This window comes from Pseudomonas sp. NFACC02 (assembly GCF_900110765.1).
In the GTDB taxonomy this organism is placed as follows: Bacteria; Pseudomonadota; Gammaproteobacteria; order Pseudomonadales; family Pseudomonadaceae; genus Aquipseudomonas.
Map to the genome: position 1 here is coordinate 1 of NZ_FOEO01000043.1, position 25,772 is coordinate 25,772.

Sequence of the window (25,772 nt, forward strand, 5' to 3'; positions counted from 1 at the left end):
TTCAAGTAACCCGCCGAAGGCGGAACAGTTTGGCCGTCAGGACAAACCACACCGTCAGCGTCACCCCAAATAGTGGAAATGCGCACCATACAAGCCGGCTTGCTGACGAATGCAGTGGGGAAGCGGCATCAATGGAAGCTGGCTCGGCGCTTTCGCCAGAGACTCGCGATCAATCCTTGTAATCCGGTGCCACGCGGTCCAGCAGGCGCAGCAAGGCCGCCCAGGCAAAATCGACGGCATCCAGATCGATCAATTCACCTTCCGCGACGCCTTGCCCTGGTGCGTTGAACTGCCTTTCCGTACGCCGGCATACCTCGTCAGGCGGCAAGACCAGGTCGCCACTGGCTTGGGCCGCGACCTGAATCTCACAGGCTTTTTCCAGGTAATACATGCGCAGAAAGGCTTGTTTCACGCTGTCGCCCACGGTCAATAAACCGTGATTGCGCAAGATCATCACCGAGTTATCGCCAAGGTCGGCCACGAGGCGCTGTTGCTCACTGAAATCCAGGGCGATGCCTTCGTAGTCGTGATAACCGACACGGCCATAGAACTCCATCGAGATCTGATTCAACGGCAACAACCCGCACGCTTGCGCGGCGACCGCGCACCCTGCCTTGGTGTGCGTGTGCAGAACACATTGAGCATCTTCCCGCGCACTGTGAATGGCGCTGTGGATCACGAAACCCGCGGGATTCACCGGATAGGGCGAAGCTTCGACCTTGTTGCCGTGAAGATCGATTTTCACCAGATTGGAGGCCGTTATTTCCTCGAACATCAGCCCGTAAGGGTTAATCAGAAAGTGATGCTCCGGGCCGGGAATTCGCAGGGAAAGGTGGGTGAAGATCAGGTCGGTCATCTTGTAATGAGCGATCAGGCGATAACAGGCGGCCAGTTCTTGCCTGAGTTGCCATTCCTGCGGGCTGTACGGGTGAGACATGTCGGGCTCCAGTGATTTCGTTGTACGCCGGTGCAGCCTGCCAGCCCCTTTGGCCGACGTCGAGTGCCGGACCGTCAGCACGCGCAGCATTTCAGTTCGAATTGCTCAAAATGATCATTTTATTGATCGGTTTGCGCAGTTTGCTTGAATGGAATAAGCTGATTTGCGCGAACCGATCAAAAATATGATCGTTTCGCTCAAGATCAGGCATTCAGCCTGTTGCATAACATCACTGCCCCACTATAAAAATAAGGAGTGCTCCCGTGGCCCAGATTCCTATCAAGCGCACCATCGAACGTGTACCTGGCGGCATGATGATCGTGCCCCTGCTGATCGGTTCGCTGGTCGCAACATTTCTGCCTGACATGCCGAAGTTCTTCGGCTCGTTCACCAACGCACTGTTCACCGGCTCGCTGCCTATTCTCGCGGTGTTCTACGTGTGCATGGGCGCCAGCATCGACATCAAAGCCACACCGTATTTGCTGAAGAAAGGTGGTGTGCTGTTTGGCACCAAGGTCGGGACCGCCATCGTCATCGGCGTGATCATGGGGCACTTCCTGGGGGAGCAGCCGATCACCTCGGGTATCTTCGCCGGGCTGTCGACGTTGGCGGTCGTCGCCGCCATGAATGACACCAACGGTGGACTGTACATGGCACTGATGGGCCAATACGGGCGGTCCGAGGATGTCGGCGCTTATTCGGTCATGTCGCTGGAGTCCGGGCCGTTCCTGACCATGGTCACGCTGGGTGTCGCCGGGTTGGCGGCGTTTCCCTGGCCGACACTGGTGGGGGCCATCCTGCCGCTGTTGTTGGGCATGCTGCTGGGCAACCTCGACCGCGAGATGCGCGACTTCCTGGCCAAGGCCGTGCCGGTGATGATTCCGTTCTTCGCATTGGCGCTGGGCGCCAGCCTGGACCTGCACAAGGTCTGGCAGGCAGGCTTGCTGGGTATTGGCCTGGGCCTGGCGGTGGTTGTGTTGACCGGTATCCCGCTGTATTTCGCCGACCGTGTGTCGGGCGGAACCGGCGTTGCGGGTGTCGCGGCGGCCAACACGGCGGGCAATGCCGCCGCAGTGCCGGCGCTGGTGGCGGCGGCGAATCCGGTCTACACCGAGGCCGCGAACTCCGCGACCCTGTTGGTGGCGGCGTGTGTGGTGGTCACCGCTGTTCTGTCTCCGATTCTTACGGCGTCCGTCGCAAAGCGCTACAAAGCGCGTCACGCTGACATGCCATTGAATGACGAGCCGGTGAAAGTGACGACGGAGCGGGAGACGGTTCGATGACATTGCTGATCATTGCCGATGACCTGTCCGGAGCAGCCGACTGCGCGATTGCCTTCGCTGGCGCCGGGCTGAGCACGGTAGTGACCCTCGATGCGTCCCATGACACCGGCGATGCAAGCGTGGTCGCTATCGACACGGACACGCGTCGGCTGTCTGCAGCGCAGGCCGCCGAGCACACCTTGTCGGCGTACCGCACGCTGCTCAAGCCCGGGCAGCGGCTGTACAAGAAGATCGACTCGACCTTGCGCGGCAACTGGGCGTCGGAAGTCGCTGCCCTCCAGCCGGACGTGGGGCTGGCGATCATCGCGCCAGCCTTCCCGGCGACCGGGCGCACCACGCTGCAAGGCAAGGTGCTGGTCAACGGTCAGCCGCTGGAAACCACTGACACCTGGAGGCTGGAACACGCAGACCGTTCGGCCGACATCGATACTTTGCTTGAGCAGGCGGGTCTGCGCACCGCCAAGCTGTCGCTCGACACCCTGCGTGGCGACGCCGATGTGCTGGCCCGTCATATTGCCGAGATTACCGCCAGCGACACCCAGGCACTGATCGTCGACGCGCAAACCACCGAAGACCTGAGAACCTTGGCGATCGTCACCACGAGTTTGTCGGCGCCCCTGTTCTGGGTGGGCTCCGGTGGGCTGGCGCGTGAAATCGCGGCACTGCCCGATGTGTTATCGGCATCTGCGCCAAGCCCCGCGTTCACACGTGAGCAATACGCACCCACGTTGATTCTGGTCGGCAGCTTGTCCGGCGTGTCCGAGCGTCAATGCGCCCTGCTGAAAGAGCGTGCATCCATCGGCGAACTCGTCGTGCCGCCCGCAGTGCTGCGGCAAGGGATGGCGCACCCGGATTGGGCCGGCTGGGAAATTCGCATCGGCGAATACCTGCGTCGTGGTGAGGATCTGCTGTTGCGCATTGGCCGGGACGAGGCCTTTGATCCGGCGGAAGGTGCGCGCCTTTCGACGTTGCTGGCCGCGCTGGTACGACCTCACTTCGCCTGGGTTGGCGGTCTGGTCGCTACAGGTGGCGAAACCGCGCGCGCCATGCTTGAAGCGGTGGGTATCGGCAGCCTGCAATTGCTCTGCGAGATCGAAGCGGGTGTCGCATTTGGCCACCCTATCGCCACACGCCACGGTCACCGCCCCGGCATCGTCACCAAGGCCGGTGCGTTCGGCACGGACCACGCGCTCTACGCGGCGTGGCTGCACATGAATAACGCTGTAGAGCCTGCGGAATACGCCACAGGCTCGGTGAAGAATCCTGCGCTACAAGGTAACCATCATGAGTAACTATCTGCCCGTCATCGGCATCACCATGGGCGACGCCGCAGGCGTGGGTCCCGAAATCATCGTCAAGAGCCTGACCCACGACGTCGTGTATCAGCAGTGCCGTCCGTTGGTAATCGGCGATGCCGGACGTCTGGAACGGGCGAACGAGATCGTCAAAGGCAGCGCGAAGGTTCGCCGCATCAAGGAGGCTTCCGAGGCGCAGTACGAGCCAGGCACCATTGATTGCATCGACCTGAACCTCATCCCTGCCGATCTGCCATTCGGTCAGTTGTCGCCGGTGGCCGGAGACGCTGCGTTTCAATACATCGCGCGCGCCGTACAACTGGCCGAGGCCGGACAGATCGACGCCATCTGCACCGCACCGCTGAACAAGGAAGCGCTGCACGCCGGTGGCCACAAATACCCCGGCCACACCGAGATGCTGGCGCACCTGACCCATGTCGACGAAGTCTCGATGATGCTGGTCGCACCGCACCTGCGGGTCATTCACGTGACCACGCACATCGGCATCATCGACGCGATTCGCAAGATCGAACCGGGCCTGGTGCAGCGCACCATCGAACGCGGGAATGCGACGCTGATCAAGGCCGGCATCGCCAGACCGCGTATCGGTGTGTGCGGCATCAACCCGCACGCAGGCGAGAACGGCCTGTTCGGCTATGGCGAAGAAGAAGAGAAAATCATCCCGGCTGTGAAGGTGTTGCAAGCGCAAGGGCTGGATGTGACCGGCCCGCTGCCTGCTGACACCTTGTTCTTCCGCGCGGGGCGTGGTGATTTCGATCTGGTGGTTGCGATGTACCACGATCAGGGCCATGGCCCGGTGAAAGTGCTGGGGCTGGAGGCGGGCGTCAATGTCACCGTGGGCCTGGAAGTGATCCGGACCTCGGTAGACCATGGCACGGCGTTCGACATCGCCGGTAAAGGCATTGCCGATGAGCGCAGCTTGCTGGAAGCGCTGCGTCAGGGCGCCGAACTGGCCACGCGTCGGGGATGAGGTGTCAGGCCCTGGTCGTGTAAGATCAGCGGCCTTTCTCTTGCGAGCCCGTCCATGAAAGCCACCGATCGTCATCGCGCCATTCTCGAACTGGTGCGCGCCCGCGACACCAACGTCGAGCAATTGAGCGCTGCATTGGGCGTGTCGGAAGCCACCGTGCGACGCGATCTGGCCATGCTCGCCAAACAGCGGCATCTGGTGCGCACCCACGGCGGAGCCACGGCGCTGATCGGCGTGCATGAACCGGAAGCGTCGCTGGAAGAGCGCAAAGCAACCCGGCGCGATCAGAAAGACGCCATCGCCAAAGCGGCGGCGCTGCATGTTCTGGATGGCGACACGGTGTTGCTCGACGGAGGCACCACGTGTGCGGCCCTGGCGCTGCACCTGTGTTCGCGGCAAAACGTGCACGTGGTCACCAACAACCTCCTGGCGGTCATGACGCTGGCCAACGCGCCGGGGATTCGTCTGACGTTGATCGGCGGGGATCTGCGGGATTCGAGCATGAGCACGCTGGGCCCGCTCGCTGAGCTGACCTTGAGCCGATTGAGCGTCGACAAGGCGTTCATGGGCGCCGACGGTGTGGTCGCAGAGTTCGGTCTGTGCGAGGCCAGCGATCAACAGGCGTACCTCAAGGAATGCATCATCAAGCGCGCCGCGCAGGTGTTCGTTCTCGCCGATGCCGACAAACTCGGCCGCGCTCGTCAGCAGCACTGGACGCCCATTGAGCGTGAGTGGACGCTGATTACCGCATCCCAGGCGGATGAAGCGTCGCTGGCGCCGTTCCGGGCGGTTCAGCAGATCACGGTTGAGACGGTTTAGTCGCGACTTCTCCATACCTGAATGTGCAGCAACAGCATCTGTAGGACTTTTCCTCGCTGTCACCGCTTTGTCATTCAGCTGTCACTCCCGGCATGTCTAAATCGGCCTTCTGACGTTTAGACCCTCTCACTCCACGCCGGGAGCCCCGCCATGACCGATAGCCAGCATCTGGATTTGTCCGAAACCGCCCATTACATCCGCGCCGACATTCTCGACAGCTTCGACGAAGAGCTGGAGATGGAGTACGACGATGCGCGGATGGACGATCTGCTTTCTGGCCTGGGCGAAGAGGTGCCGAAGGGCATTGATCGACGCGTCTACTTCCGCGAGTTGCTGCGCCTGCAGGGTGAGCTGGTCAAGTTGCAGGATTGGGTCGTCAGCCAGAAGCTCAAAGTCGTTGTGTTGTTCGAAGGGCGCGATGCAGCTGGGAAGGGCGGTGCGATCAAACGCATCACTCAGCGTCTGAACCCTCGTGTTTGTCGGGTCGCCGCACTGACTGCGCCGAGCGAGCGTGAACGCACTCAGTGGTACTTCCAGCGCTACGTTTCCCATCTGCCGGCTGCGGGTGAAATGGTGTTGTTCGACCGCAGCTGGTACAACCGCGCGGGCGTCGAGCGCGTCATGGGATTCTGCAACAACGACGAATACGAAGAGTTTTTCCGCACCGTGCCCGAGTTCGAAAAGATGCTGGTGCGCTCGGGGATCATCCTCATCAAGTACTGGTTTTCGATCACCGACGACGAGCAATATCGCCGCTTCCTCATGCGCATCCACGATCCGCTGAAACAGTGGAAGCTGTCGCCCATGGACCTGGAATCCCGGCGTCGCTGGGAGGACTACACCCGTGCGAAAGAGGAAATGCTCACCCGCTCACACACGGACGTTGCGCCCTGGTGGATCGTTGAAGCGGATGACAAGAAGCGCGCGCGGCTGAACTGCATTCACCATTTGCTGGAGCAGATTCCGCGAGGCGATGTGGAGTCGCCGCAAGTGGTCCTGCCCGAGCGCGAATACAACGCCAACTACCTGCGTGCGCCTGTGCCACGCGAAATGGTCGTGCCTTCCCGCTATTGACCGAACCCGTTGACGGCGAAGATCAGATCTTCCACTTCTTCGCCGTCTTTGCGAGTCGCTGCTGAAGGCCTTCGATGTTCAACGCCAGTTGCCGGGTCATCAACTGATAACCCAACACCTCGGCTGAATCGGCTGGCGTCTCCGGGCCCACAGCCAAGGACTCGGTAGGCCGTTCCAGGCGCTCCGTCGCCCCTGTTTTCAACGCCCTCGCCATGCCGATGAGCATGCGTCGAATCCGCCGCTGCTCGGCATTCATGCTCACGTTGCCCAGGTCTGCCGGACGCAGGTTCGAGAGGATTTCCAGCGTACTGAGGCACATGCGGAAGTGCCCTTGAATCGCGTCCAGTTCGACCAGCGATATCTTCACTTCTTTTGACACCGACGGCATCAGCGAGCGCAGTTGCAGCATCGTGGCATTGAGGCGAGCCATCAGCTTCAGATGCTCGTCGGCCGAAATCGACTGCCCGCTGCTGATGCGCTCGTACACCTTGGCGCAGTCCCGCAAGCCACTGGCCAGGTTGTAGCGCCACGAATACACCGCATACAGCGGCAGAGCGAAGGAAAACGCCAGCGCCAGCGCGATGCCGATCAAGATATCCACCGTGCGCCAAAGGCCGTCAGTAATTGGGTTATCGCCATGCCCCGCCACGATGAACAGCGTAATCGCCGACAGCAGCGCCGTGTAACCACCCTTGCCGATGGCGTGATACGCGAAGAAGCCACAGATCAGCGACATGATCACGTACGTGAGCAACGGCATGCCCAGGTAACTTTCCTGCGCCACCACGGCCAGACCCAGCGCCGCGCCAATCAACGTGCCGTATGCCCGTTCTACCGACTTCTTGCCGATATTGCCGTGATGCTGCAAACCGCCGATCACGATCAGCATCGTGACCGACGCCCACTCACCATGCGGCAGATGAATCCCCGTCGTAAGCAGGATCGACACCAGCAGCCCGACCACGATGCGACCGGCATGAATGTAGCGCGCGTGGCGATAGCGGCGGTAAGGATCCAGCAAGGGGCGCAGGACCCGGCGAAGCCAGTGAGGCAGGAAAGGCGTATTCATGGGGTTACTGACCATCACTCAGGCAAATTTATCCTTAGGTCAATCCTGACGCTTTGGTGAGCAATGCGCCTATGTAAGTAATCAACAGCCCGACCAGAATAAGGCCCGCCGGACGCTCCCACCAGTTTTTGACTTCTCCAGGCGGCATCTGCAGCGCCAGGACCGTGACGCTGGCTGGCTGATTGATAACCGTTGCGGCTTGATCCTGCGGAAGCATGGAGCGCAACCAAAGCTCGTCTCGTGCTTTTTTCCTGATGGCGGCGACGTCATCTGCAAGCTGTTTGCCACACTCGCGAATGTATCCTCCGGTACCGATGACGACCATGATGCCGAGGAACATCAACGTTTCAAGCGTGAAGGGCTGGTGAACATTTACGCGAGGGGTGATGTCCCACAGCATCTTCAAGAAGCTGGTTTTCTGGTAAGCGATCAAGGAGAAGTTTTGCAGCGTATAGCCCACTTCAGAAAGAAGTGTTGCCTTGAGCTGTTCCCCCACATCGTAAATGAACAGGACCGAGAACATCGTCAGTTGAATGGCGCCCAGCAGCATCACCATCAGGCCCGACTTCTTCATTCTTGCGGCTTTTTTTATGGCTTCAGAAACCGTCATGTCGCTTCTACTTCCTTTAGTTAAAGAGATATTCAGTGTTTTCGCATCCTGCGAGCGATCATGGTTTTCAGATTCCTCATCAATAAAAAAGCCGCGCAGAGCGCGGCTTTGAAGGTGGTGGGCCCACACGGACTCGAACCGTGGACCAAAGGATTATGAGTCCTCTGCTCTAACCAACTGAGCTATAGGCCCTCAGTCAGGCGGCGGATTATAACGATGGTTTCCGAGCTGTGCTATCCGAAAAGTCCGAAACTGTTATACGAAGAAACGTCGCGCAGAATTCTTCCGGGGGCAGGGGGAGGCTGACGATGTAGCCCTGGATTTGTTCGCAGCCTTCATCGGCCAGGAATTGCTGCTGTTCGAGGTTTTCCACGCCTTCGGCGATGACGGTTAACTGCATGCTGCGGCCCAGGGCGATGATGGCGCGAACGATGGCGGCGTCGTGTGGGTCGTCGGGGAGGCCGCGTACGAATGACTGGTCGATCTTGAGGGTGTCCAGCGGCAGGCGCTTGAGGTAGCTGAGTGATGAGTAGCCGGTGCCGAAATCGTCGATCGCCAGTTGCACGCCGAGTTTTTTCAGGCGGTGCAGCACGGACAGGGCTTCCTCGGTTTGCGACATGATGAAGTTTTCAGTGATCTCCAGTTGCAGGCAGCCCGGTTGGAGTTCGTATTGTGTGAGCAGTTGCTCGATCCGCGTGACCAGATTGGGCTGGCGCAGTTGGGCACCCGCGAGGTTGACGGACAAGGGCCCGAACACGTCATATCCCTGGTTCCACTGGTGGAGTTGCTGGCAGGCCATCTCGAGCACCCATTCGCCAATCTGCAGGATCATGCCATTCTCTTCCGCCAGGGGAATGAAGCGCTCCGGCGGGACTTCTCCGAACGTCGGGTGGGTCCAGCGAATCAGTGCCTCTGCGCCAACCAGTCGCTGGGTCAGCAGGCTGACCTTGGGTTGGTAGGACAGCGTGAATTCATTGCGCTCGATGGCGCGGCGCAGTTCGTGTTCCAGCGCAACGCGTTCACTGGCCTGAGCGGTCAGGTCGCGGGTGTAATTCTCCACGCGGTTGCGGCCTTTGGCCTTGGAGCGGTACATGGCCGCGTCAGCGTTCTTGATCAGCGTCGCGACGTCCGCACCGTCACTGGGAAACAGCGCCGTGCCGATGCTGGTGCTGATGAAGAATTCGTGTTCCCCGGCCTGAAACGGCGCCGAGAAACTGTTCAGCAGTTTGGTGGCGAGGACATCGGCATCCGCTGCCGTTTGCAGGCCAGGCAGAAGAATGATGAATTCGTCGCCGCCTAACCGCGCAACCGTGTCGATATCCCGCAGGTTTTCCTTCAGTCGCTGGGCAATGCCCTTGAGCAACAGGTCGCCGACCGGATGGCCGAGACTGTCGTTGATGTGTTTGAACCGGTCGAGGTCCAGGAACAGCACCGCGCCCAGGCTCTTGGCCTCTTTGCAATGGGTGAGCGCGGCATGCAAGCGGCTTTCGAACAGGGTGCGGTTCGGCAGGCCGGTCAGCGGGTCGTGATGAGCCTGGTAATCCAGTCGCGCCTGAGCCTGTTTGAGGCTGGAGATGTCGGCAAAGACAGCGACGAAATGGGTGATGAATTTGTCACGATTACGCACTGCGCTGATGGTCAGCCAACTGGGGTAGATCTCTCCGTTCTTGCGTCGGTTGCTGATCTCGCCCTGCCAATGGCCTTCGGCGGTGAGCTGGTACCACATCGCGGCATAGAACGCGCTGTCGTGCAGGCCCGAGGCGAGCAGGCGCGGGGTTTCGCCGATCGCTTCATCTTCGCTGTATCCTGTGATTTCACTGAAGGCCCGATTGACCGCGTTAATGCGCTGGCGGGTATCGGTGATCAGTACACCCTCAGCGGTGCTCTCGAAAACAGTGGCCGCCAATTGCAGCTTTTCCTGCATCTGGTGCCGGTCAGTGATGTCACGGGCGATGGTCAGCATGCAATCTTCCCCGCCGATCGGCAGCGGTCGCGACGAAATTTCACACAGCCTGATCTGACCGTCCCTGCGACGAATATGGCTCGTGAAGTCTTTGACGAACCCGTCGCGGTTCAACTGCTCAAGCAACTGCTGTCGCTCGTTCAGGTCGACCCAGATGCCAAGGTCCAGCGTCGTTCGGTCCAGGGACAGCGCGCTGTGGTAGCCGGTGATGCGACTGAAACCATCGTTGATCTCCACCAGCAATCCATCGCTTTGCCGGGTAATCAGCAGACCGTCGGGGGAGGAGTGAAACGCTTTGGCGAACTTCTCCTCGGACATTTGCAGTTGCTGCTGGGCTTCCTTGAGTGGGGTGATGTCCCGCACGACCACGACGACGGCTGGCGTTGAGTCCAGATCGAAAGGTTCGGCCGATAACAGGCCGGTAAAGGTCTGTCCGCTCTTACGTCGGAAAGGCATTTCGAGGTTGCGGATGCTGCCTTTTTGCAGGCGTTGCAACAGGCTCGCTCCAATATCGGGAATCCCCCAGATATTCAGTTCACCCGGCGTTTTTCCGATGATCTCGCTGGTGGTCAGGCCGATCTGTTCGACGAAGGCCGGGTTGGCTTCCAGGAAGCAGCCGTCCGACAGCCGCGCGATCACCAGGATGTCCGGACATTGGGCGAACACGGAGGCAAATTTGCCTTCGGACAGGCGTAAGGCTTCTTCGGTTTGCTTGGTTTCGCTGATGTCGATCATCAGTCCGCGCATGACGGGCTCGCGGCCATATGTGATGAGGCTGACGATGTCGCGCACCCAGACCACTCGTCCATCGGCTCGGGTCACGCGGTAATCCAGGCTGTGGTCGTTGCCCAGCGAGGTTTGCTGGTGGCAATAGGTTTCGGCCCGCTCCAGATCGGCAGGATGCACGATGCTGCGCCAGAAGCCCGGTTGGCGCCACTGATGAAGCGGATAGCCCAGCAGGTTCTCGGCGTGTGGCGAAACGTAGTTGTAGGAATAGTCGTGAGTGTTGGCTTCCCAGGCAATGGCCGACAGGCTCTCGATCATGCCGCGATAGTGATACTCGCTGCTGCGAAGCTCCTGCTCGAGTGCCACGCGTCGCGAGATTTCGGAGCTGAGGCGCCGGTTGATGCGCACGACCACTACCAGAATGGAAGACAGCAACAGCAGGCCCGGAAGGCCGTAGAACAGAAAATCGCGCCACGAAGGCGGGTGTTCCGAGGGAAGTTCAGCGGACGAACTGGCCGAAGTTTGGGGGAGATCGCTCCCTGAGGTGACGAAGTAACCGCTAATGTCCGAGCGCTGATCTCCAGAGGACGCCGGTGTACGGTCGTCGCCTGGATGTTCGATGTCGGGCAGTGCAGCATCCGTACTGTTCATCGATTTCTCATGCGTGCCCTGCAAGGTCGTTTCCCCTTGGAGAAGGACCTGCGCGTCGACATTCGCCGACCCTATCAAGCACAAGAAAACAATGGCCGGCATCCAAACCATGGCAGCCTCGATAGTTTCAACGGTGAGAATGTGTCGAGTGTAGTCGGGCTGGAGGAAGGTGGCACACTGCCTGAATTTTATTCTTTAAAACGCAAAACCCCCGGCAGGGCCGGGGGTTCTGTTGATGCGTTTTTCGCTTACTCGTCCAGGAACGAACGCAGATGTTCGCTACGGGTCGGGTGACGCAGCTTGCGCAGCGCCTTGGCTTCGATCTGACGGATACGCTCACGGGTTACATCGAACTGCTTACCGACTTCCTCAAGGGTGTGGTCGGTATTCATGTCGATACCGAAACGCATACGCAAAACCTTGGCTTCACGGGCGGTGAGGCCCGACAGCACTTCGCGTGTCGCTTCTTTCAAGCTTTCAACGGTAGCGACGTCGATTGGAGACTGCATGGTGGAGTCTTCGATGAAGTCACCCAGATGCGAATCTTCGTCGTCACCGATCGGGGTTTCCATGGAGATCGGCTCTTTAGCGATCTTCAATACCTTGCGGATCTTGTCCTCAGGCATTTCCATGCGTTCGCCCAGCTCTTCCGGCGTCGGTTCGCGACCCATTTCCTGCAGCATCTGACGGGAAATACGGTTGAGCTTGTTGATCGTCTCGATCATGTGCACCGGAATACGGATGGTGCGGGCCTGGTCGGCGATCGAGCGAGTGATCGCCTGACGGATCCACCAGGTGGCATAAGTCGAGAACTTGTAACCACGACGGTATTCGAACTTGTCCACCGCTTTCATCAGGCCGATGTTGCCTTCCTGAATCAGATCGAGGAATTGCAGGCCGCGGTTGGTGTACTTCTTGGCGATCGAAATCACCAGACGCAGGTTCGCTTCAACCATTTCTTTCTTCGCGCGGCGGGCCTTGGCCTCACCGATCGACATGCGACGGTTGATGTCCTTGATTTCCAGGACGGTCAGGCCGGTTTCTTCTTCCAGCGCTGTCAGCTTTTGCTGGCAACGTTGAATGTCGGCTTGCAGTCGGCCAATGGCTTCGGCGTATTTGCTCTTGCCTTTGGCCAGCGCGTCGGTCCAGCCCTGATCGACTTCGTTGCCCGGGAACTGGCGCAGGAAATCGGCCCGTGGCATGCGTGCATCACGTACACACAGCTGCATGATGGCGCGTTCTTGTGCACGCAGACGCTCCAGGGCGCTGCGAACACGCTCGACCAGGCCTTCAAACTGTTTTGGAACCAGTTTGATCGGCATGAACAGGTCGGCGAGAGCCAGAAGCTCCTCGTTGGCCTGCTTGCTGCCGCGGCCGTGCTTTTTCAGGGCCTTGAGGGTGACCGCCATCTGATCGGCGACCGCACCGAAGCGCTGAGCAGCCACGACAGGGTCTGGACCGCTTTCGGCCTCTTCCTCGTCGTCGCCATCAGACTCTTCGTCATCATCGTCAGCGACGTCAGTCTTTTCGGCTTTCTGATCGATCGGCGGAGGGACCTCGGCTGGCGGCGCAATGCCGTCGTCCGGGTCGATATAGCCGCTCAAAACGTCGGACAGGCGACCGCCTTCGGTGGTAACCCGAGTGTATTCGGAGAGAATGTGCTCGACCGTGCCAGGGAAGTGCGCGATAGCGCCCATCACTTCGCGGATGCCTTCCTCGATACGTTTGGCGATTTCGATTTCGCCTTCACGTGTCAGGAGCTCGACCGTTCCCATTTCGCGCATGTACATGCGCACCGGGTCGGTCGTGCGACCGATGTCGGTTTCGACTGCCGCCAACGCTGCGGCTGCTTCTTCAGCGGCCGCTTCGTCAGTGTCAGCTTCGGCCAACAGAAGGGCGTCCGCATCCGGAGCACTCTCGAATACGTTGATCCCCATGTCGTTAATCATGCGGATGATGTCTTCCACCTGTTCCGGATCTGAAATATCCTCCGGCAGGTGGTCGTTGACCTCCGCGTAAGTCAGGTAACCCTGCTCACGACCACGGCTGATCAACTCTTTGAGGCGAGACTGCTGTTGCGCTTTTCCGGACATAACACCCTATCCACTGAAGGTCTTGGCGGGCAAAAAACAAGCCGAGGATTATACCCGAGCTCGGACCTCACGCGCCAGTTGAGGTCGGGGTTTGTGCAGGAACTTTGCGATTTAACAGGTTGAGAAGCTGAACTTTTTCATCTGCGCTCAACCCTGTCTGCCGTTCCTTCCTGATCAATTGATCCAGGCTTCGCTCGCGTTGGCGGGCGGACAAGCTAGTTATAGTGTCGAAAAACTGTTGTTCAAGGTTATCGGCCGAGATCAGCCATTCCTTTTCCGCCAGTTGTCTTAATAATCGTCCCTGATCGGTCCCGTGCCAGCGAGCGATCAATTGCAGCGATCGCAGCTTCGGGTTTTTTTGCAGTGCTTCGAGCAATGCGACCAGCAGTTGCGAGTAAACGTTGTCCTCGGCTGCAAAATGGCTGGCGTCTTCCACTTTCTGTGACAGTTCAGGGTGATGCAGCAGCGTCCTGAGTGCTGTCAGTGTCGGTGGCTCGACCGTTGCCGGTGTGCGGGGTGTTCGGGGCTCAAAGTCGGGCCGTTTTCCGTTCTTGTCCCACTTCTTGCCTTTTTCCCAAGGCTTGTTTTCCCATTTTTTCTGCTGGCCGCCAGAGGCTTTCGGCGTCCACTCCTGCTGAGGTTCGTACGCCTCGTGCGGGGGATAGTCGCTGTAATCCGGGACGGCATCGTAGTCGAAACCCGGGTCATAGACCGGCGGCGCCTCAGGTGGTGCGCTCTGCACCAGCTGGTTCACTGCGGCCGTGTCCAGGCCGGTAATCTCCTTGAGACGGCGGCGCATCAGTTCGCGCAAGTTGGCGCCCGGCACTTTTTCGATCAGTGGCGCAGCCAGCGTCACCATGTGCGCCTTGCCTTCCAGCGAGCGAGGATCGGCTTCCTTGGTCAGTTGCTCAAAGAAGTAATCGGCCAGCGGTTGCGCATGCTGGTTGATGCGCGCCTTGAACGCGTCCGTGCCTTCGGCGCGAACCAGCGTGTCCGGATCTTCACCTTCCGGCAAAAACAGAAACCGGGCGCGCCGGCCATCCTGCAGGCTGGAGAGCGTTGCCTCCAACGCGCGCCAGGCGGCGTTACGACCTGCCTGGTCACCGTCGAAACAGAACAGCACGTTCGGTACGACACGGAACAGCCGCTTCAAATGTTCTTCGCTGGTCGCGGTACCCAATGTCGCCACGGCGTTGCGCAAACCTTGCTGCGCGAGCGCGATGACGTCCATGTAACCTTCGACCACGATGATCTCGTCGAGGTTGCGGTTATATTTACGCGCCTCGAACAGGCCATAAAGCTCCTGGCCTTTGTGAAACACCGGTGTCTCCGGGGAGTTCAGGTATTTCGGTTTGTCATCACCCAGTACGCGTCCACCGAATGCGATCACTCGCCCGCGGCTGTCGCGGATGGGAAACATCACCCGATCGCGGAACCGGTCATAACGCTTGCCGGTTTCGGCATTTTCAATCAGCAAGCCGGCATCGATCATGGCTTTTTGCTGAAGGGTGTCGCTGCTCAGGTGTTTGTAGAGATTGTCCCAGCCGGGCGGGGCGAACCCCAGACCGAAGTCGCGTGCAATCTCACCGGAAAGGCCGCGGCCCTTGAGGTAATCCACTGCCGACTTGCGTGTCGGGTGGCTTTTCAGCGCAGCGCGGTAAAACTCGGCGGCGGCGGTGAGCAGCGGGTAAAGCGGCGAATCCGTCGGTTGCCTTGGCTTCTGTCCTTTGACGCCCTGTTCGCGAGGCACTTCCATGCCGGCGGCTTTCGCAAGGTCTTCGACTGCCTGGGGAAAATCCAGGTTGTCGTGGTCCATGATGAAGCCGAGGGCGTTTCCGCCTGCGCCGCAGCCGAAGCAGTAATAGAACTGTTTATCCGGGCTGACGGTGAAAGAGGGTGTCTTTTCCTTGTGGAAAGGACAGCAGGCACTGAAATTCTTGCCGGTTTTCTTTAGCTGAATGCGCGAGCTGACAACATCGACGATGTCGGTGCGGTTCAGAAGGTCGTCAATAAAACCTTGGGGAATCAGTCCGGCCATGGCGTTCTCATCATCAGGCGCCCCGCCAGAAAGATCGTGGCGAATCCAAAGCGTAACGACGGTTGCTTGGTCAGTGTAGACGGGTCAACGCGGCCTGAGTCAGGCTGGAAGAGTTCGACGGGGTGTGTCTCGGTCGCATCTGCGGCGTCGACAGCCTCTGTCGGTGCTGCTTGAGGCTAAAACTGCAACTGCCGGCAGCCCGGCTTTGGGGCCGGGCGAGGCAGAAGCTTGCGACGGACGTCTGTATTAATACAGACGAACGGCGCGGCGCTGTTCGCGCTGAACTTTCTTGGCGTGACGCTTAACAGCAGCAGCTGCTTTACGCTTACGCTCAGAAGTCGGCTTCTCGTAAAATTCGCGGCTACGAACTTCAGCCAGAACACCGGCTTTTTCGCAGGAGCGCTTGAAACGACGCAGAGCTACGTCGAAGGGTTCGTTCTCTTTAACTTTGACGGCTGGCATCCAGAGCTACCTTCATTCATTACCGGGGTCAACGCCTCGTGCAACGCTTGCACTAAGTACGTCGGTTTTTAAGGGTTGCGGATGTTAACCCCTCGCCGCGAGGAATGCAAAGCCTCTGATCGAAAACCGCTGGTCGCAGGCATGAGCGGCGACTATTATGCGCGCCTTCGAAATTGGCCTCTACAAGGCGTACCCCATGTTAGTACTGGGATTGGAAACCTCCTGTGACGAGACCGGCGTTGCGCTGTACGACAGCGAACGCGGTCTGCTTGCCGATGCATTGTTCAGCCAGATCGACCTGCACCGCGTCTACGGTGGCGTGGTGCCTGAGCTGGCGTCCCGTGACCACGTAAAACGCATGCTCCCCTTGATTCGTCAGGTGGTGGCCGAGGCTGACTGCGCCGTCACCGAGATCGACGCGATTGCCTACACGGCCGGTCCTGGCCTTGTCGGCGCCTTGCTGGTAGGTGCTTCCTGCGCTCAGGCGCTGGCGTTCGCCTGGGACATTCCCGCCCTCGGTGTTCACCACATGGAGGGTCATCTCCTGGCGCCGATGCTGGAAGCGCAGCCGCCTGAGTTTCCGTTCGTCGCTTTGTTGGTTTCGGGCGGTCACACCCAGCTGGTTCGGGTCGACGGCATCGGTCTTTATGAGCTGCTGGGCGAAACGCTGGATGACGCGGCCGGTGAAGCGTTCGACAAAACCGCCAAGATGATGGGGCTGAATTATCCCGGCGGTCCTGAAATTTCCCGTCTGGCGCTCAAAGGCGTTCCGGGGCGTTTCACGTTCCCGCGCCCGATGACCGACCGTCCCGGACTGGACTTCAGTTTCAGCGGCCTGAAAACCTTCGCCCTGAACACTTGGCAACAATGCCAGAGCGCTGGGGACGACGGCGAGCAAACCCGTTGCGACATCGCACTGGCCTTCCAGGAAGCGGTGGTGGAGACTCTGACCATCAAATGCAAGCGTGCGTTGAAGCAGGCTGGCATGAAGCGACTGGTGATCGCCGGCGGCGTGAGTGCGAACAAAGCGTTGCGGCAATCGCTGGAAAAAATGCTGAGCGGTCTGGGCGGCAACGTTTATTACGCGCGTCCTGAGTTCTGTACCGATAACGGCGCGATGATTGCGTTTGCCGGGTGCCAACGGTTGCAGGCGGGTCAGAAAGAAGGCCTGAGCATCAGTGTGCAGGCGCGCTGGCCGATGGAGCAGTTACCGGGGTTGTGAAGCGGGTTTCGCGTGATGAAAAAGGCTCGGATGAGCCTTTTTCATCTTTTGCATTCAGAAATGCCGTTCGCGCCCGGCAAACAGGTCGCGTAGATTGCCGCGATGACGCCAGACAATCAGCAGCGTCAGCAGCGTCATGGGCAACAGCGCATGAGGCTCCTGCCAGGCGAGGAGTGGCAAGGTCAGTGGCGTGGCGATCAGCGAAGCCAGTGAACTGGTGCGGGTCAGGTAGAACGTCAGCAGCCAGGCCGTGATCGCCAGCAGAGCAGCAGGCGGGTACAGGCCCAGCAGCATGCCGGCCGCAGTCGCTACGCCTTTGCCACCCCGGAAGCGGAAGTACAGAGGAAACAAGTGGCCGAGGACCGCGCAAAGTCCGATCCAGGCTTGTTCGCGAGGGTCGAGACCGACCCCGCTGGCAATCAACACGGGGATCAGGCCTTTGCAGACGTCGCCGATCAGCGTCAGGATAGCGAGCTTCTTGCCGGCCAGGCGCAGCATGTTGGTCGCGCCGGCATTGCCCGAGCCGCTGACACGCGGGTCCGGGTTGCCGGTAAGGCGACTGAGCAGGATGGCAAAGGACAGCGAGCCGAGCAGGTAGGCGAGGATCGCCAGTAACCAAAACATGCTAACCATTCCGGGCGGGGATGCCTTGATTCTAACGGCGCATCGCGCCCTTGTCGTGTAACGGAGAAAAAGGCTTGGACAGAGTTTTCATTGAGGGTCTGGAAGTCGATACGGTGATTGGCGCCTACGACTGGGAGCGCGGCATTCGCCAGTGCCTGCGCCTGGACCTGAGTTTTGCCTGGGACAACCGGCCGGCTGCGGCGGGTGACGACCTGAGCAAGGCGCTCGACTACGCCAGCGTTTCCGCTCGCATCCAGGCCTTTGCCGAAGTGGCGCAATATCAGTTGGTCGAAACATTCGCCGAGCGTCTGGCCGACGTCCTGATGAGCGAATTCGACATTCCCTGGCTGCACCTCAAACTGACCAAGCCGGGAGCCGTGCCAGCGGCCAAGGGCGTGGGTGTGGAGATCGAGCGCGGATGTCGCTGACACGAATTTTCCTCGGCCTGGGCAGTAACATCGACCGGGAGCGCCATTTGTGTGCCGGGCTGGACGCGTTAGCCGGTTTCCTGACCGACATGACCTGTTCGCCCGTCTTCGAAAGTCACCCGGTGGGCATCAAGAGCGGGCCTTTTTTCAATCTGGTGGTGTCGGCGCTGACTGATCTGCCATTGATCGAACTGGACCGTCGACTGAAATTCATTGAGGCCGACAACGGTCGCTATGCCCCAGATCGTAAAGGCTTGCCGCTGGACATCGACGTGCTGCTGTACGACGAACACGTTGGTAATTTCGACGGTTTGGTATTGCCCCGCGCCGAAATCCTGAAGAACGCATTCGTGCTCTGGCCGCTGTCGCTGATTGCATCTGATCGAGTGCACCCAGGCGTGGGGGTGCCATTTGAGCGGCTGTGGGCAGAGGCGCAGATTGATCAGAAGCTCTGGCCGGTCGCATTTGAGTGGCGCGGCGCGCCGTTGACACCGGATTCCCTGCTTCAGGCTTCTCCCCTGTAGGCGTGAGCTTGCTCGCGATAACGGTTAGCAGACCTGTTGCAGTGCCTGGAGCAATGCAATCGCGAGCAAGCTCACTCCTACAGGGATTGAATCCCCGTTATCCCTGATACGACGCCTTATAAACCATCAGTGTGTCCAGTCGCTCACGCTTCAGTGCTTCTCCCAGCGCTTGCCCTTGATATCCCTTGTCCAGAAGTGGCTGAACCGCGACCTGCCTCGCCGCCTGCGCCGCACCGCGCAAATACTCCGCCTGTGGATAACTCCGGTTCTCGAAGCCCTTACGGCCTCGCGCGTCCATTTCGCAGGCGACGATAAACTCTTCGAACCGCTGCGGGCGGCGGTAGACGTCAAACGTTTGCAGCAAGTCGAGCAAGGTTGAAGGCTTTAGCTCAAGGGCGCGATGGGCGTGCGTGTGATATTGGCCAACCAACAGTGCCAGCTCCTGGCAATCCCTTGGCACCTTGAACCGCAGGTTCACGGCCTTGATGGCCTTCAACCCTTTGTGTTCGTGGGCGATATGCCGAGGCCATTCCTCCTCCGGCGTCAGGCCTTTACCCAGATCGTGCAGCAGGCATGCCCAGCGAACGCTCAAGGGCTGATGATGCAGGGCGGATTGATGCAGCACGCTCAGAACATGCAGACCCGTATCGATCTCCGGGTGGTGCGCCTCCGGTTGAGGCACACCAAACAATGCGTCGATCTCCGGCATCAGCACCTTGAGCGCGCCGCATTCACGTAGCACCTCAATGAATACCTGAGGTTCACGCTCCATCAGGGCGCGGGATATTTCTTTCCAGCTGCGCTCAGGCGTCAACGCCTCCAGCTCACCGGACGCGCTGAGTTCGCGCATCAATGTCATGGTTTCAGGTGCGATGCTGAAACCGTCGGGGGCATAGCGGGCGGCGAAGCGGGCAACGCGCAGCACCCGCAGCGGATCTTCTGCGAACGCCGGAGAAACGTGGCGCAAAATGCGCGCTTCCAGATCGCGTTGGCCGTGGTAGGGATCCGTCAGGTGGCCCTCTTTATCTTCCGCCATCGCATTGATCGTCAGGTCGCGGCGGATAAGGTCTTCTTCGAGTGTGACGTCTGGATCGGTGTGAAACACGAAGCCACCGTAGCCCCGTCCGGTCTTGCGTTCGGTGCGCGCCAGCGCGTATTCCTCGCCGGTAAGCGGGTGCAAAAACACGGGGAAGTCCGTCCCGACCGGACGATAGCCCTTGATCATCATTTCGTCGGTCGTCGCGCCGACGACGACCCAGTCGGTATCCGCGACGGGCTTGCCAAGCAGGCGATCGCGAACGGCCCCGCCAACTTTATAGATCTGCATAAAAAACCTCCGTAAGCGCGACAGGATAAACCTTAAGTCGTGCTTGCGGAGGTGAGAATCGCGTTATCGGTCAGAGGTGAACGACGGCCAGATCGAGCCGGGGATACTCACTGTCAGCGTGTTCGCTTCTTGGGGGTACATGGTGGGTTTTCATGACCTGATCGCCTTGCAGCGTCTCCAGATGAATGTCGAAACCCCACAAACGATGCAGGTGTTTGAGCACCTCATCGGTGGAATCACCCAAGGGTTTGCGGTCATGTTGCTGGTGGCGCAGAGTCAGCGAGCGATCACCACGGCGGTCGATACTGTAGATCTGCACGTTCGGTTCACGGTTGCCCAGGTTGTACTGCGCGGCCAGTGTTTCGCGGATGATCCTGTAGCCAGACTCGTCATGGATCGCCGGGACCAGCAGGTCGTCTTTCTGGTCATCGTCCAGGATGCTGAACAATTTCAGATCGCGGATGACCTTCGGCGACAGGTACTGCAGGATGAAACTCTCGTCCTTGAAGCTGCTCATCGCAAACTTCACGGCTGTCAGCCAATCGGTGCCCGCCAGATCAGGGAACCAGCGGTAATCCTCCTCGGTAGGGTGTTCGCACATCCGCCGAATGTCCTGGTACATGGCAAAACCCAGTGTGTAGGGGTTGATACCGCTGTAGTACGGACTGTCGAATCCGGGCTGGAACACTACGCTGGTATGGGATTGCAGGAATTCGAGCATGAATCCGTCAGTGACCAGGCCCTCGTCGTACAAGTCGTTCATCAGGGTGTAGTGCCAGAACGTCGCCCAACCCTCGTTCATCACCTGCGTCTGACGCTGTGGATAAAAATACTGCGCGATCTTGCGCACAATCCGCACGACTTCGCGCTGCCACGGCTCCAGTAACGGCGCGTGTTTTTCGATGAAGTAGAGGATGTTTTCCTGGGGTTCAGCGGGGAAACGGGCGTTGTCCTCCTTGTCGTTCTTGCTGGCGTTCTTGGGAATGGTGCGCCACAAGTCGTTGATCTGCTTTTGCAGATGCTCTTCACGATCTTTCTGACGACGGCGTTCTTCTTCGGCCGATATGGGGTATGGGCGTTTGTAGCGGTCAACGCCGTAGTTCATCAATGCGTGGCAGGAGTCGAGTAAATCCTCCACGGCATCGATGCCATGGCGCTCTTCGCACTGCATGATGTACTGCTTGGCGAACACCAGGTAGTCGATGATCGAGCTGGCGTCGGTCCAGGTGCGGAACAGGTAGTTGCCCTTGAAGAAGCTGTTGTGACCATAGCAGGCATGGGCCACAACCAGGGCCTGCATGCAGATGGTGTTTTCCTCCATCAGGTAGGCGATGCACGGGTCGGAATTGATAACGATCTCGTAAGCCAGCCCCATCTGGCCCCGGGAGTAGGATTTCTCCGTGCTGAGGAAGTGTTTGCCGTAGGACCAGTGGTGATAACCCAGCGGCATGCCCACCGACGCGTAAGCGTCCATCATCTGCTCGGCGGTGATGACTTCGATCTGGTTAGGGTAGGTGTCCAGTGCATAACGTTCGGCGATGCGACTGATTTCCCGGTCATAGGCCTGGATCAGCTCGAACGTCCACTCTGAACCCGTGGAAAGGGGTTGGCGCTTCTGCTCTCTAGCGGTCATGTCACTAACCTGCGCTGGAAGAGTTCACGGAACACCGGATAAATATCACCGGCAGAAACCAGCTGCTGCTGGGCGAACGTGTCGGCGAAGGCCTCACCGATACGCTCGTATTCAAACCACAGCGCCTGATGTTCGCGCGGGGTGATTTCGACGTAAGTGTAGTACTGCACGAATGGCATGATCTGTTTGATCAGAATGTCGCGGCAGATAGGTGAATCGTCGTTCCAGTTATCGCCGTCCGATGCCTGGGCCGCATAGATATTCCACTCGTTGGTGGGATAGCGCTCAGCCATGATTTCCTGCATCAGCTTCAAGGCGCTGGAAACGATCGTGCCGCCGGTTTCGCGGGAATAGAAGAACTCCTCCTCGTCGACTTCCCGGGCGCTGGTGTGGTGGCGGATGAACACGACTTCAATCTTGTCGTAGTTCCGCTTCAGAAACAGGTACAGCAGGATGAAGAAACGTTTTGCGATGTCCTTCGTGGCTTGCGTCATCGAGCCGGAAACGTCCATCAGGCAGAACATGACGGCCTTCGAGCTGGGGTTGGGCTGCTTGACCAACAGGTTGTACTTGAGGTCGAACGTGTCCAGGTAGGGCACGCGCTTGATGCGCGCCTGCAGGCGTTGCGCTTCGACTTCGAGTTCTTGAATATCGCCGAAATTGTCGGGTTCTTCGCGTTTCAGGCGCTCAAGTTCAGCGAGCACTTCCCTGAGCTTGGCGCGGCTGCTGCCGGACAATGCAATGCGGCGAGCGTGCGCCGAACGCAGGGTGCGGATGATATTGATGCGCGACGGGTTGCCTTCGTTGCTGATACCCGCGCGTACGGTCTTGAAGGTGTCGGTGCCAGTCAGGTTACGTTTGACCAGGTTGGGAAGTTCGAGGTCCTCGAACATGAATTCGAGAAATTCCTCCTGAGTGATCTGAAAGACGAACTCGTCCATGCCTTCGCCGGAATTGCTCGCCTTGCCAGAGCCTTTGCCTCCACCGCCGCCTTGGGGGCGTGCGATGTGTTCGCCTGTAGTGAATTCTTTGTTACCCGGGTGGACAACGGTCTGTTTGCCGCCGCGCCCATGGTGCAGCACCGGCTCGTCGATGTCGCGCCCGGGGATACTGATCTGCTCGCCATGCTCCATATCGGTGATGGAGCGGCGACTGACTGCTTCTTCGACTGCTTTCTTGATGTGGTCACGATACCGGCGCAAAAAGCGCTGCCGATTTACCGTGCTCTTGTTCTTGCCATTGAGACGTCGGTCAATCACATAGCTCATAGGGGGCCCCTTCGGGGAGCTGCAAGCTTTAAGCCGCAAGCTGCAAGTTTGATTGCAAATTACCCGCCCCAGGCGGCAGGCCTCAACTCAGCCGGTGCCTCATCCAGCGCACCGGACTGCTTTTGGCTTGCCGCTTGAAGCTTGCAACTTGTCGCTGCTTCTCTGCTGCTTTATTGCGACTTCCTGACGCGCAGATACCACTCGGAGAGCAAGCGTACCTGTTTATCGGTGTAGCCCCGCTCGACCATTCGGGTGACGAAGTCGTTGTGTTTCTGTTGATCCTCTTTACTGGCTTTGGCGTTGAAGCTGATAACAGGCAGCAAGTCCTCGGTGTTGGAGAACATTTTCTTCTCGATCACAACGCGCAGCTTCTCGTAGCTGAGCCAGGTCGGATTCTTGCCGTTATTGTTGGCGCGGGCACGCAGCACGAAATTGACGATCTCGTTACGGAAGTCTTTCGGGTTGCTGATACCGGCCGGCTTCTCGATTTTCTCCAGTTCTTCGTTCAGCGCTACGCGGTTGAGGATTTCGCCGGTTTCCGGATCGCGGTATTCCTGATCCTGAATCCAGAAGTCCGCATACAGCACATAGCGGTCGAAGATGTTTTGACCGTATTCGCTGTAGGACTCCAGGTACGCCGTCTGGATTTCCTTGCCGATGAACTCGATGTAACGCGGCGCGAGGTATTCCTTGATGAAGCGCAGATAACGTTCGCGGGTTTCGGCCTGGAATTGCTCCTGCTCGATCTGTTGCTCCAGCACATAAAGCAGGTGGACCGGGTTGGCGGCCACCTCGTGCGGGTCAAAGTTGAAGACTTTCGACAGGATCTTGAAGGCAAACCGGGTCGACAAACCGTTCATGCCTTCGTCGACGCCCGCGCTGTCGCGGTACTCCTGAATCGACTTGGCTTTCGGGTCGGTGTCTTTGAGATTCTCCCCGTCATACACACGCATCTTCGAGTAGATGTTGGAGTTCTCGGGTTCCTTGAGCCGCGACAGGACCGTGAATTGCGCGAGCATTTTCAGGGTGTCGGGCGCGCAATGCGCCTTGGCCAGCGAACTGTTGAACAGCAACTTGTCGTAAATCTTGATCTCGTCGCTGACGCGCAGGCAGTACGGCACCTTCACGATGTAGATACGGTCGATGAAGGCTTCGTTGTTCTTGTTGTTGCGGAAGCTGTGCCACTCCGATTCGTTGGAGTGCGCCAGCAGAATGCCAGTGAACGGGATAGCTCCCAGGCCTTCGGTACTGTTGTAGTTACCTTCCTGGGTTGCCGTGAGCAGTGGGTGCAGGACCTTGATCGGCGCCTTGAACATCTCCACGAATTCCATCAGGCCCTGGTTGGCCCGGCACAACGCGCCAGAATAGCTGTAGGCGTCGGCGTCGTTTTGTGGGTATTCCTCAAGCTTACGGATATCGACCTTACCGACGAGTGCCGAAATGTCCTGGTTATTTTCGTCCCCCGGTTCGGTCTTGGCCACGGCGATCTGGTTAAGAATCGACGGATAGAGTTTGACCACCTTGAACTGGCTGATGTCGCCCCCGAACTCGGCCAGACGTTTGGTCGCCCATGGCGACATGATGGTGTTGAGGTAGCGACGCGGGATGCCGTAGTCCTCTTCGAGGATCGTCCCGTCTTCTGTGGGTTTGAACAGGCCCAGGGGCGATTCGAAAACCGGGGAGCCCTTGATGGCGTAGAAAGGTATTTTTTCAACGAGCTGTTTGAGTTTTTCAGCCAGGGACGACTTGCCGCCGCCTACGGGGCCGAGCAGGTAGAGGATCTGTTTCTTCTCTTCCAGACCTTGGGCGGCGTGGCGGAAGTACGAGACGATTTGCTCGATGCAGTCCTCCATGCCATGGAAATCCTCGAACGCCGGATAGCGCCGAATGACTTTGTTGGAGAAGATTCTGGACAGCCTGGAGTTGGTCGAGGTGTCGAACAACTCAGGCTCGCCGATGGCCATCAGAAGGCGTTCTGCGGCTGAGGCGTATGCGCTGCGGTCGGTTTTGCAGAGCTCCAAGTACTCCTGTAGCGAGAGCTCTTCCTGGCGTGTCGATTCAAAGCGTTGTTGGAAGTGGCTAAAAATACTCATGACGTCACCTCGCTCGATACGTGGAGCCGGCGGCGGATCGTCAGTCGATGCTGGCTGGCATCTGATCACTCAGAAACCATTACCCCCCAAACACCATAAAAGTAGCTACCGATGACCCACGCGCCGGTGTACCGGCTCTCCCCTGATTCGGATGGCCTGAGGCTAAGGATAGTTCGGATTCGCACACAGAAAGAAGGAAGGCGTATGAATGAAGGGGGACCGTTCGTCAGTTGGACGCGCGAAGCCGCGTAGAACGCGGCCTCGCGTACCGAAAAAATATTTTTCGATCAGCCTTGCGCGGTTTGGCTCGGGAAAGTGTTTTTCCACAGCTCGAATCCGCCATCCATGCTGTAGACCTCAGAGAAGCCCTGACCTACAAGATAGGCTGCTGCGCTCTGACTGGAGTTGCCGTGATAGCAGACGACGACGAGCGGTTTGTCGAGGTCGGCATTGCGAATGAAGTCGGCAATGGAATGGTTGTCCAGATGGTGCGAATCCGGGATGTGATTGCTGGCGAATGTCTGTGCATCGCGAACGTCGACCAGCACGGCGCCTTGTTCACGCAGGGCCTGGGCCTGCTCCGGCGGAATGCGTTTGAAGTCGGTCATGGCGTGGGCTCCTGGGCCGTTGGGTTCTCGGACT

The 25,772-nt window shown here is 58.9% G+C and carries 20 protein-coding genes, 1 tRNA gene and 1 pseudogene; 8 read left to right on the forward strand and 14 right to left on the reverse strand.

The features are described from left to right. Positions 1–169: 169 nt before the first annotated feature. Positions 170–937 (reverse strand): class II aldolase/adducin family protein, encoded by a 768-nt coding sequence (locus tag BMY73_RS23330; RefSeq protein ID WP_092410119.1) that lies wholly within the window; start codon positions 935–937, stop codon positions 170–172. A gap of 263 nt (positions 938–1,200) precedes the next feature. On the opposite strand from BMY73_RS23330, the gene BMY73_RS23335 reads away from it, so the two are divergent. From BMY73_RS23335 to ppk2, 5 genes are all read left to right on the forward strand, one after another. After that, positions 1,201–2,220, forward strand: a complete 1,020-nt coding sequence (locus tag BMY73_RS23335; protein WP_305882060.1) for a 2-keto-3-deoxygluconate permease — start codon at positions 1,201–1,203, stop codon at positions 2,218–2,220. Further along, a complete protein-coding gene (locus BMY73_RS23340) occupies positions 2,217–3,512 on the forward strand; it encodes a four-carbon acid sugar kinase family protein (protein WP_092410081.1) in 1,296 nt (431 codons plus the stop codon). The genes BMY73_RS23335 and BMY73_RS23340 overlap by 4 nt, the downstream gene beginning before the upstream one ends. Beyond that, positions 3,505–4,506, forward strand: coding sequence for a 4-hydroxythreonine-4-phosphate dehydrogenase PdxA (pdxA, locus tag BMY73_RS23345; protein WP_092410083.1), 1,002 nt, complete (start codon positions 3,505–3,507; stop codon positions 4,504–4,506). The genes BMY73_RS23340 and pdxA overlap by 8 nt, the downstream gene beginning before the upstream one ends. 54 nt (positions 4,507–4,560) lie before the next feature. Continuing rightward, a complete protein-coding gene (locus BMY73_RS23350) occupies positions 4,561–5,325 on the forward strand; it encodes a DeoR/GlpR family DNA-binding transcription regulator (RefSeq protein ID WP_062385256.1) in 765 nt (254 codons plus the stop codon). A 150-nt stretch (positions 5,326–5,475) separates the two neighbouring features. Next, positions 5,476–6,399: a polyphosphate kinase 2 gene (gene ppk2 / locus BMY73_RS23355; RefSeq protein ID WP_062385254.1), complete on the forward strand. Its 924-nt coding sequence runs from the start codon at positions 5,476–5,478 to the stop codon at positions 6,397–6,399. A gap of 22 nt (positions 6,400–6,421) precedes the next feature. Here ppk2 and BMY73_RS23360 read toward each other — a convergent pair whose 3' ends face one another. The 7 genes and pseudogenes from BMY73_RS23360 to rpsU form a co-directional block, all read right to left on the reverse strand. Next, on the reverse strand, positions 6,422–7,468 hold the full coding sequence (locus tag BMY73_RS23360) for an FUSC family protein (RefSeq protein WP_092410085.1): 1,047 nt from the start codon (positions 7,466–7,468) through the stop codon (positions 6,422–6,424). A 34-nt stretch (positions 7,469–7,502) separates the two neighbouring features. After that, entirely contained in the window at positions 7,503–8,207 is a 705-nt protein-coding gene (locus tag BMY73_RS23365) for a YniB family protein (RefSeq protein WP_139214271.1), read from the reverse strand. Then, positions 8,194–8,270, reverse strand: a tRNA-Ile gene (locus BMY73_RS23370). The genes BMY73_RS23365 and BMY73_RS23370 overlap by 14 nt, the downstream gene beginning before the upstream one ends. 16 nt (positions 8,271–8,286) lie before the next feature. Next, positions 8,287–11,241 (reverse strand): annotated as a pseudogene (locus tag BMY73_RS23375) (EAL domain-containing protein); the annotation flags it as partial. 425 nt (positions 11,242–11,666) lie between these two features. Further along, a complete protein-coding gene (rpoD, locus tag BMY73_RS23380; protein WP_062385225.1) occupies positions 11,667–13,511 on the reverse strand; it encodes an RNA polymerase sigma factor RpoD in 1,845 nt (614 codons plus the stop codon). 67 nt (positions 13,512–13,578) lie between these two features. Beyond that, on the reverse strand, positions 13,579–15,549 hold the full coding sequence (dnaG, locus tag BMY73_RS23385; protein WP_062385223.1) for a DNA primase: 1,971 nt from the start codon (positions 15,547–15,549) through the stop codon (positions 13,579–13,581). Between the two features lie 246 nt (positions 15,550–15,795). Continuing rightward, complete coding sequence (rpsU, locus tag BMY73_RS23390) at positions 15,796–16,011, reverse strand: 30S ribosomal protein S21 (RefSeq protein WP_002551877.1); 216 nt, start codon at positions 16,009–16,011, stop codon at positions 15,796–15,798. Between the two features lie 196 nt (positions 16,012–16,207). On the opposite strand from rpsU, the gene tsaD reads away from it, so the two are divergent. Then, entirely contained in the window at positions 16,208–17,233 is a 1,026-nt protein-coding gene (tsaD, locus tag BMY73_RS23395; protein ID WP_062385551.1) for a tRNA (adenosine(37)-N6)-threonylcarbamoyltransferase complex transferase subunit TsaD, read from the forward strand. Between the two features lie 54 nt (positions 17,234–17,287). Here tsaD and plsY read toward each other — a convergent pair whose 3' ends face one another. Next, the gene (plsY, locus tag BMY73_RS23400; RefSeq protein WP_175500239.1) at positions 17,288–17,857 is read right to left on the reverse strand and encodes a glycerol-3-phosphate 1-O-acyltransferase PlsY; all 570 of its coding nucleotides are present in this window, start codon (positions 17,855–17,857) and stop codon (positions 17,288–17,290) included. 74 nt (positions 17,858–17,931) lie between these two features. Between plsY and folB the strand changes: the two genes are divergently transcribed. Continuing rightward, complete coding sequence (gene folB / locus BMY73_RS23405; RefSeq protein ID WP_092410091.1) at positions 17,932–18,285, forward strand: dihydroneopterin aldolase; 354 nt, start codon at positions 17,932–17,934, stop codon at positions 18,283–18,285. Further along, complete coding sequence (gene folK, locus BMY73_RS23410; RefSeq protein WP_092410093.1) at positions 18,276–18,809, forward strand: 2-amino-4-hydroxy-6-hydroxymethyldihydropteridine diphosphokinase; 534 nt, start codon at positions 18,276–18,278, stop codon at positions 18,807–18,809. The genes folB and folK overlap by 10 nt, the downstream gene beginning before the upstream one ends. Positions 18,810–18,906: 97 nt before the next feature. On the opposite strand, the gene BMY73_RS23415 is transcribed toward folK, so the two are convergent. From BMY73_RS23415 to glpE, 5 genes are all read right to left on the reverse strand, one after another. Next, a complete protein-coding gene (locus tag BMY73_RS23415) occupies positions 18,907–20,136 on the reverse strand; it encodes a multifunctional CCA addition/repair protein (protein ID WP_062385216.1) in 1,230 nt (409 codons plus the stop codon). A gap of 70 nt (positions 20,137–20,206) precedes the next feature. Continuing rightward, positions 20,207–21,769 carry a SpoVR family protein gene (locus BMY73_RS23420; RefSeq protein WP_062385215.1) on the reverse strand — a complete coding sequence of 521 codons (1,563 nt, stop codon included), beginning with the start codon at positions 21,767–21,769 and terminating at the stop codon, positions 20,207–20,209. Next, on the reverse strand, positions 21,766–23,037 hold the full coding sequence (locus BMY73_RS23425; protein ID WP_062385214.1) for a YeaH/YhbH family protein: 1,272 nt from the start codon (positions 23,035–23,037) through the stop codon (positions 21,766–21,768). The genes BMY73_RS23420 and BMY73_RS23425 overlap by 4 nt, the downstream gene beginning before the upstream one ends. A 170-nt stretch (positions 23,038–23,207) precedes the next feature. Next, complete coding sequence (locus BMY73_RS23430; protein WP_062385212.1) at positions 23,208–25,130, reverse strand: PrkA family serine protein kinase; 1,923 nt, start codon at positions 25,128–25,130, stop codon at positions 23,208–23,210. Between the two features lie 287 nt (positions 25,131–25,417). Further along, complete coding sequence (glpE, locus tag BMY73_RS23435) at positions 25,418–25,738, reverse strand: thiosulfate sulfurtransferase GlpE (RefSeq protein ID WP_092410095.1); 321 nt, start codon at positions 25,736–25,738, stop codon at positions 25,418–25,420. Positions 25,739–25,772 lie beyond the last annotated feature (34 nt).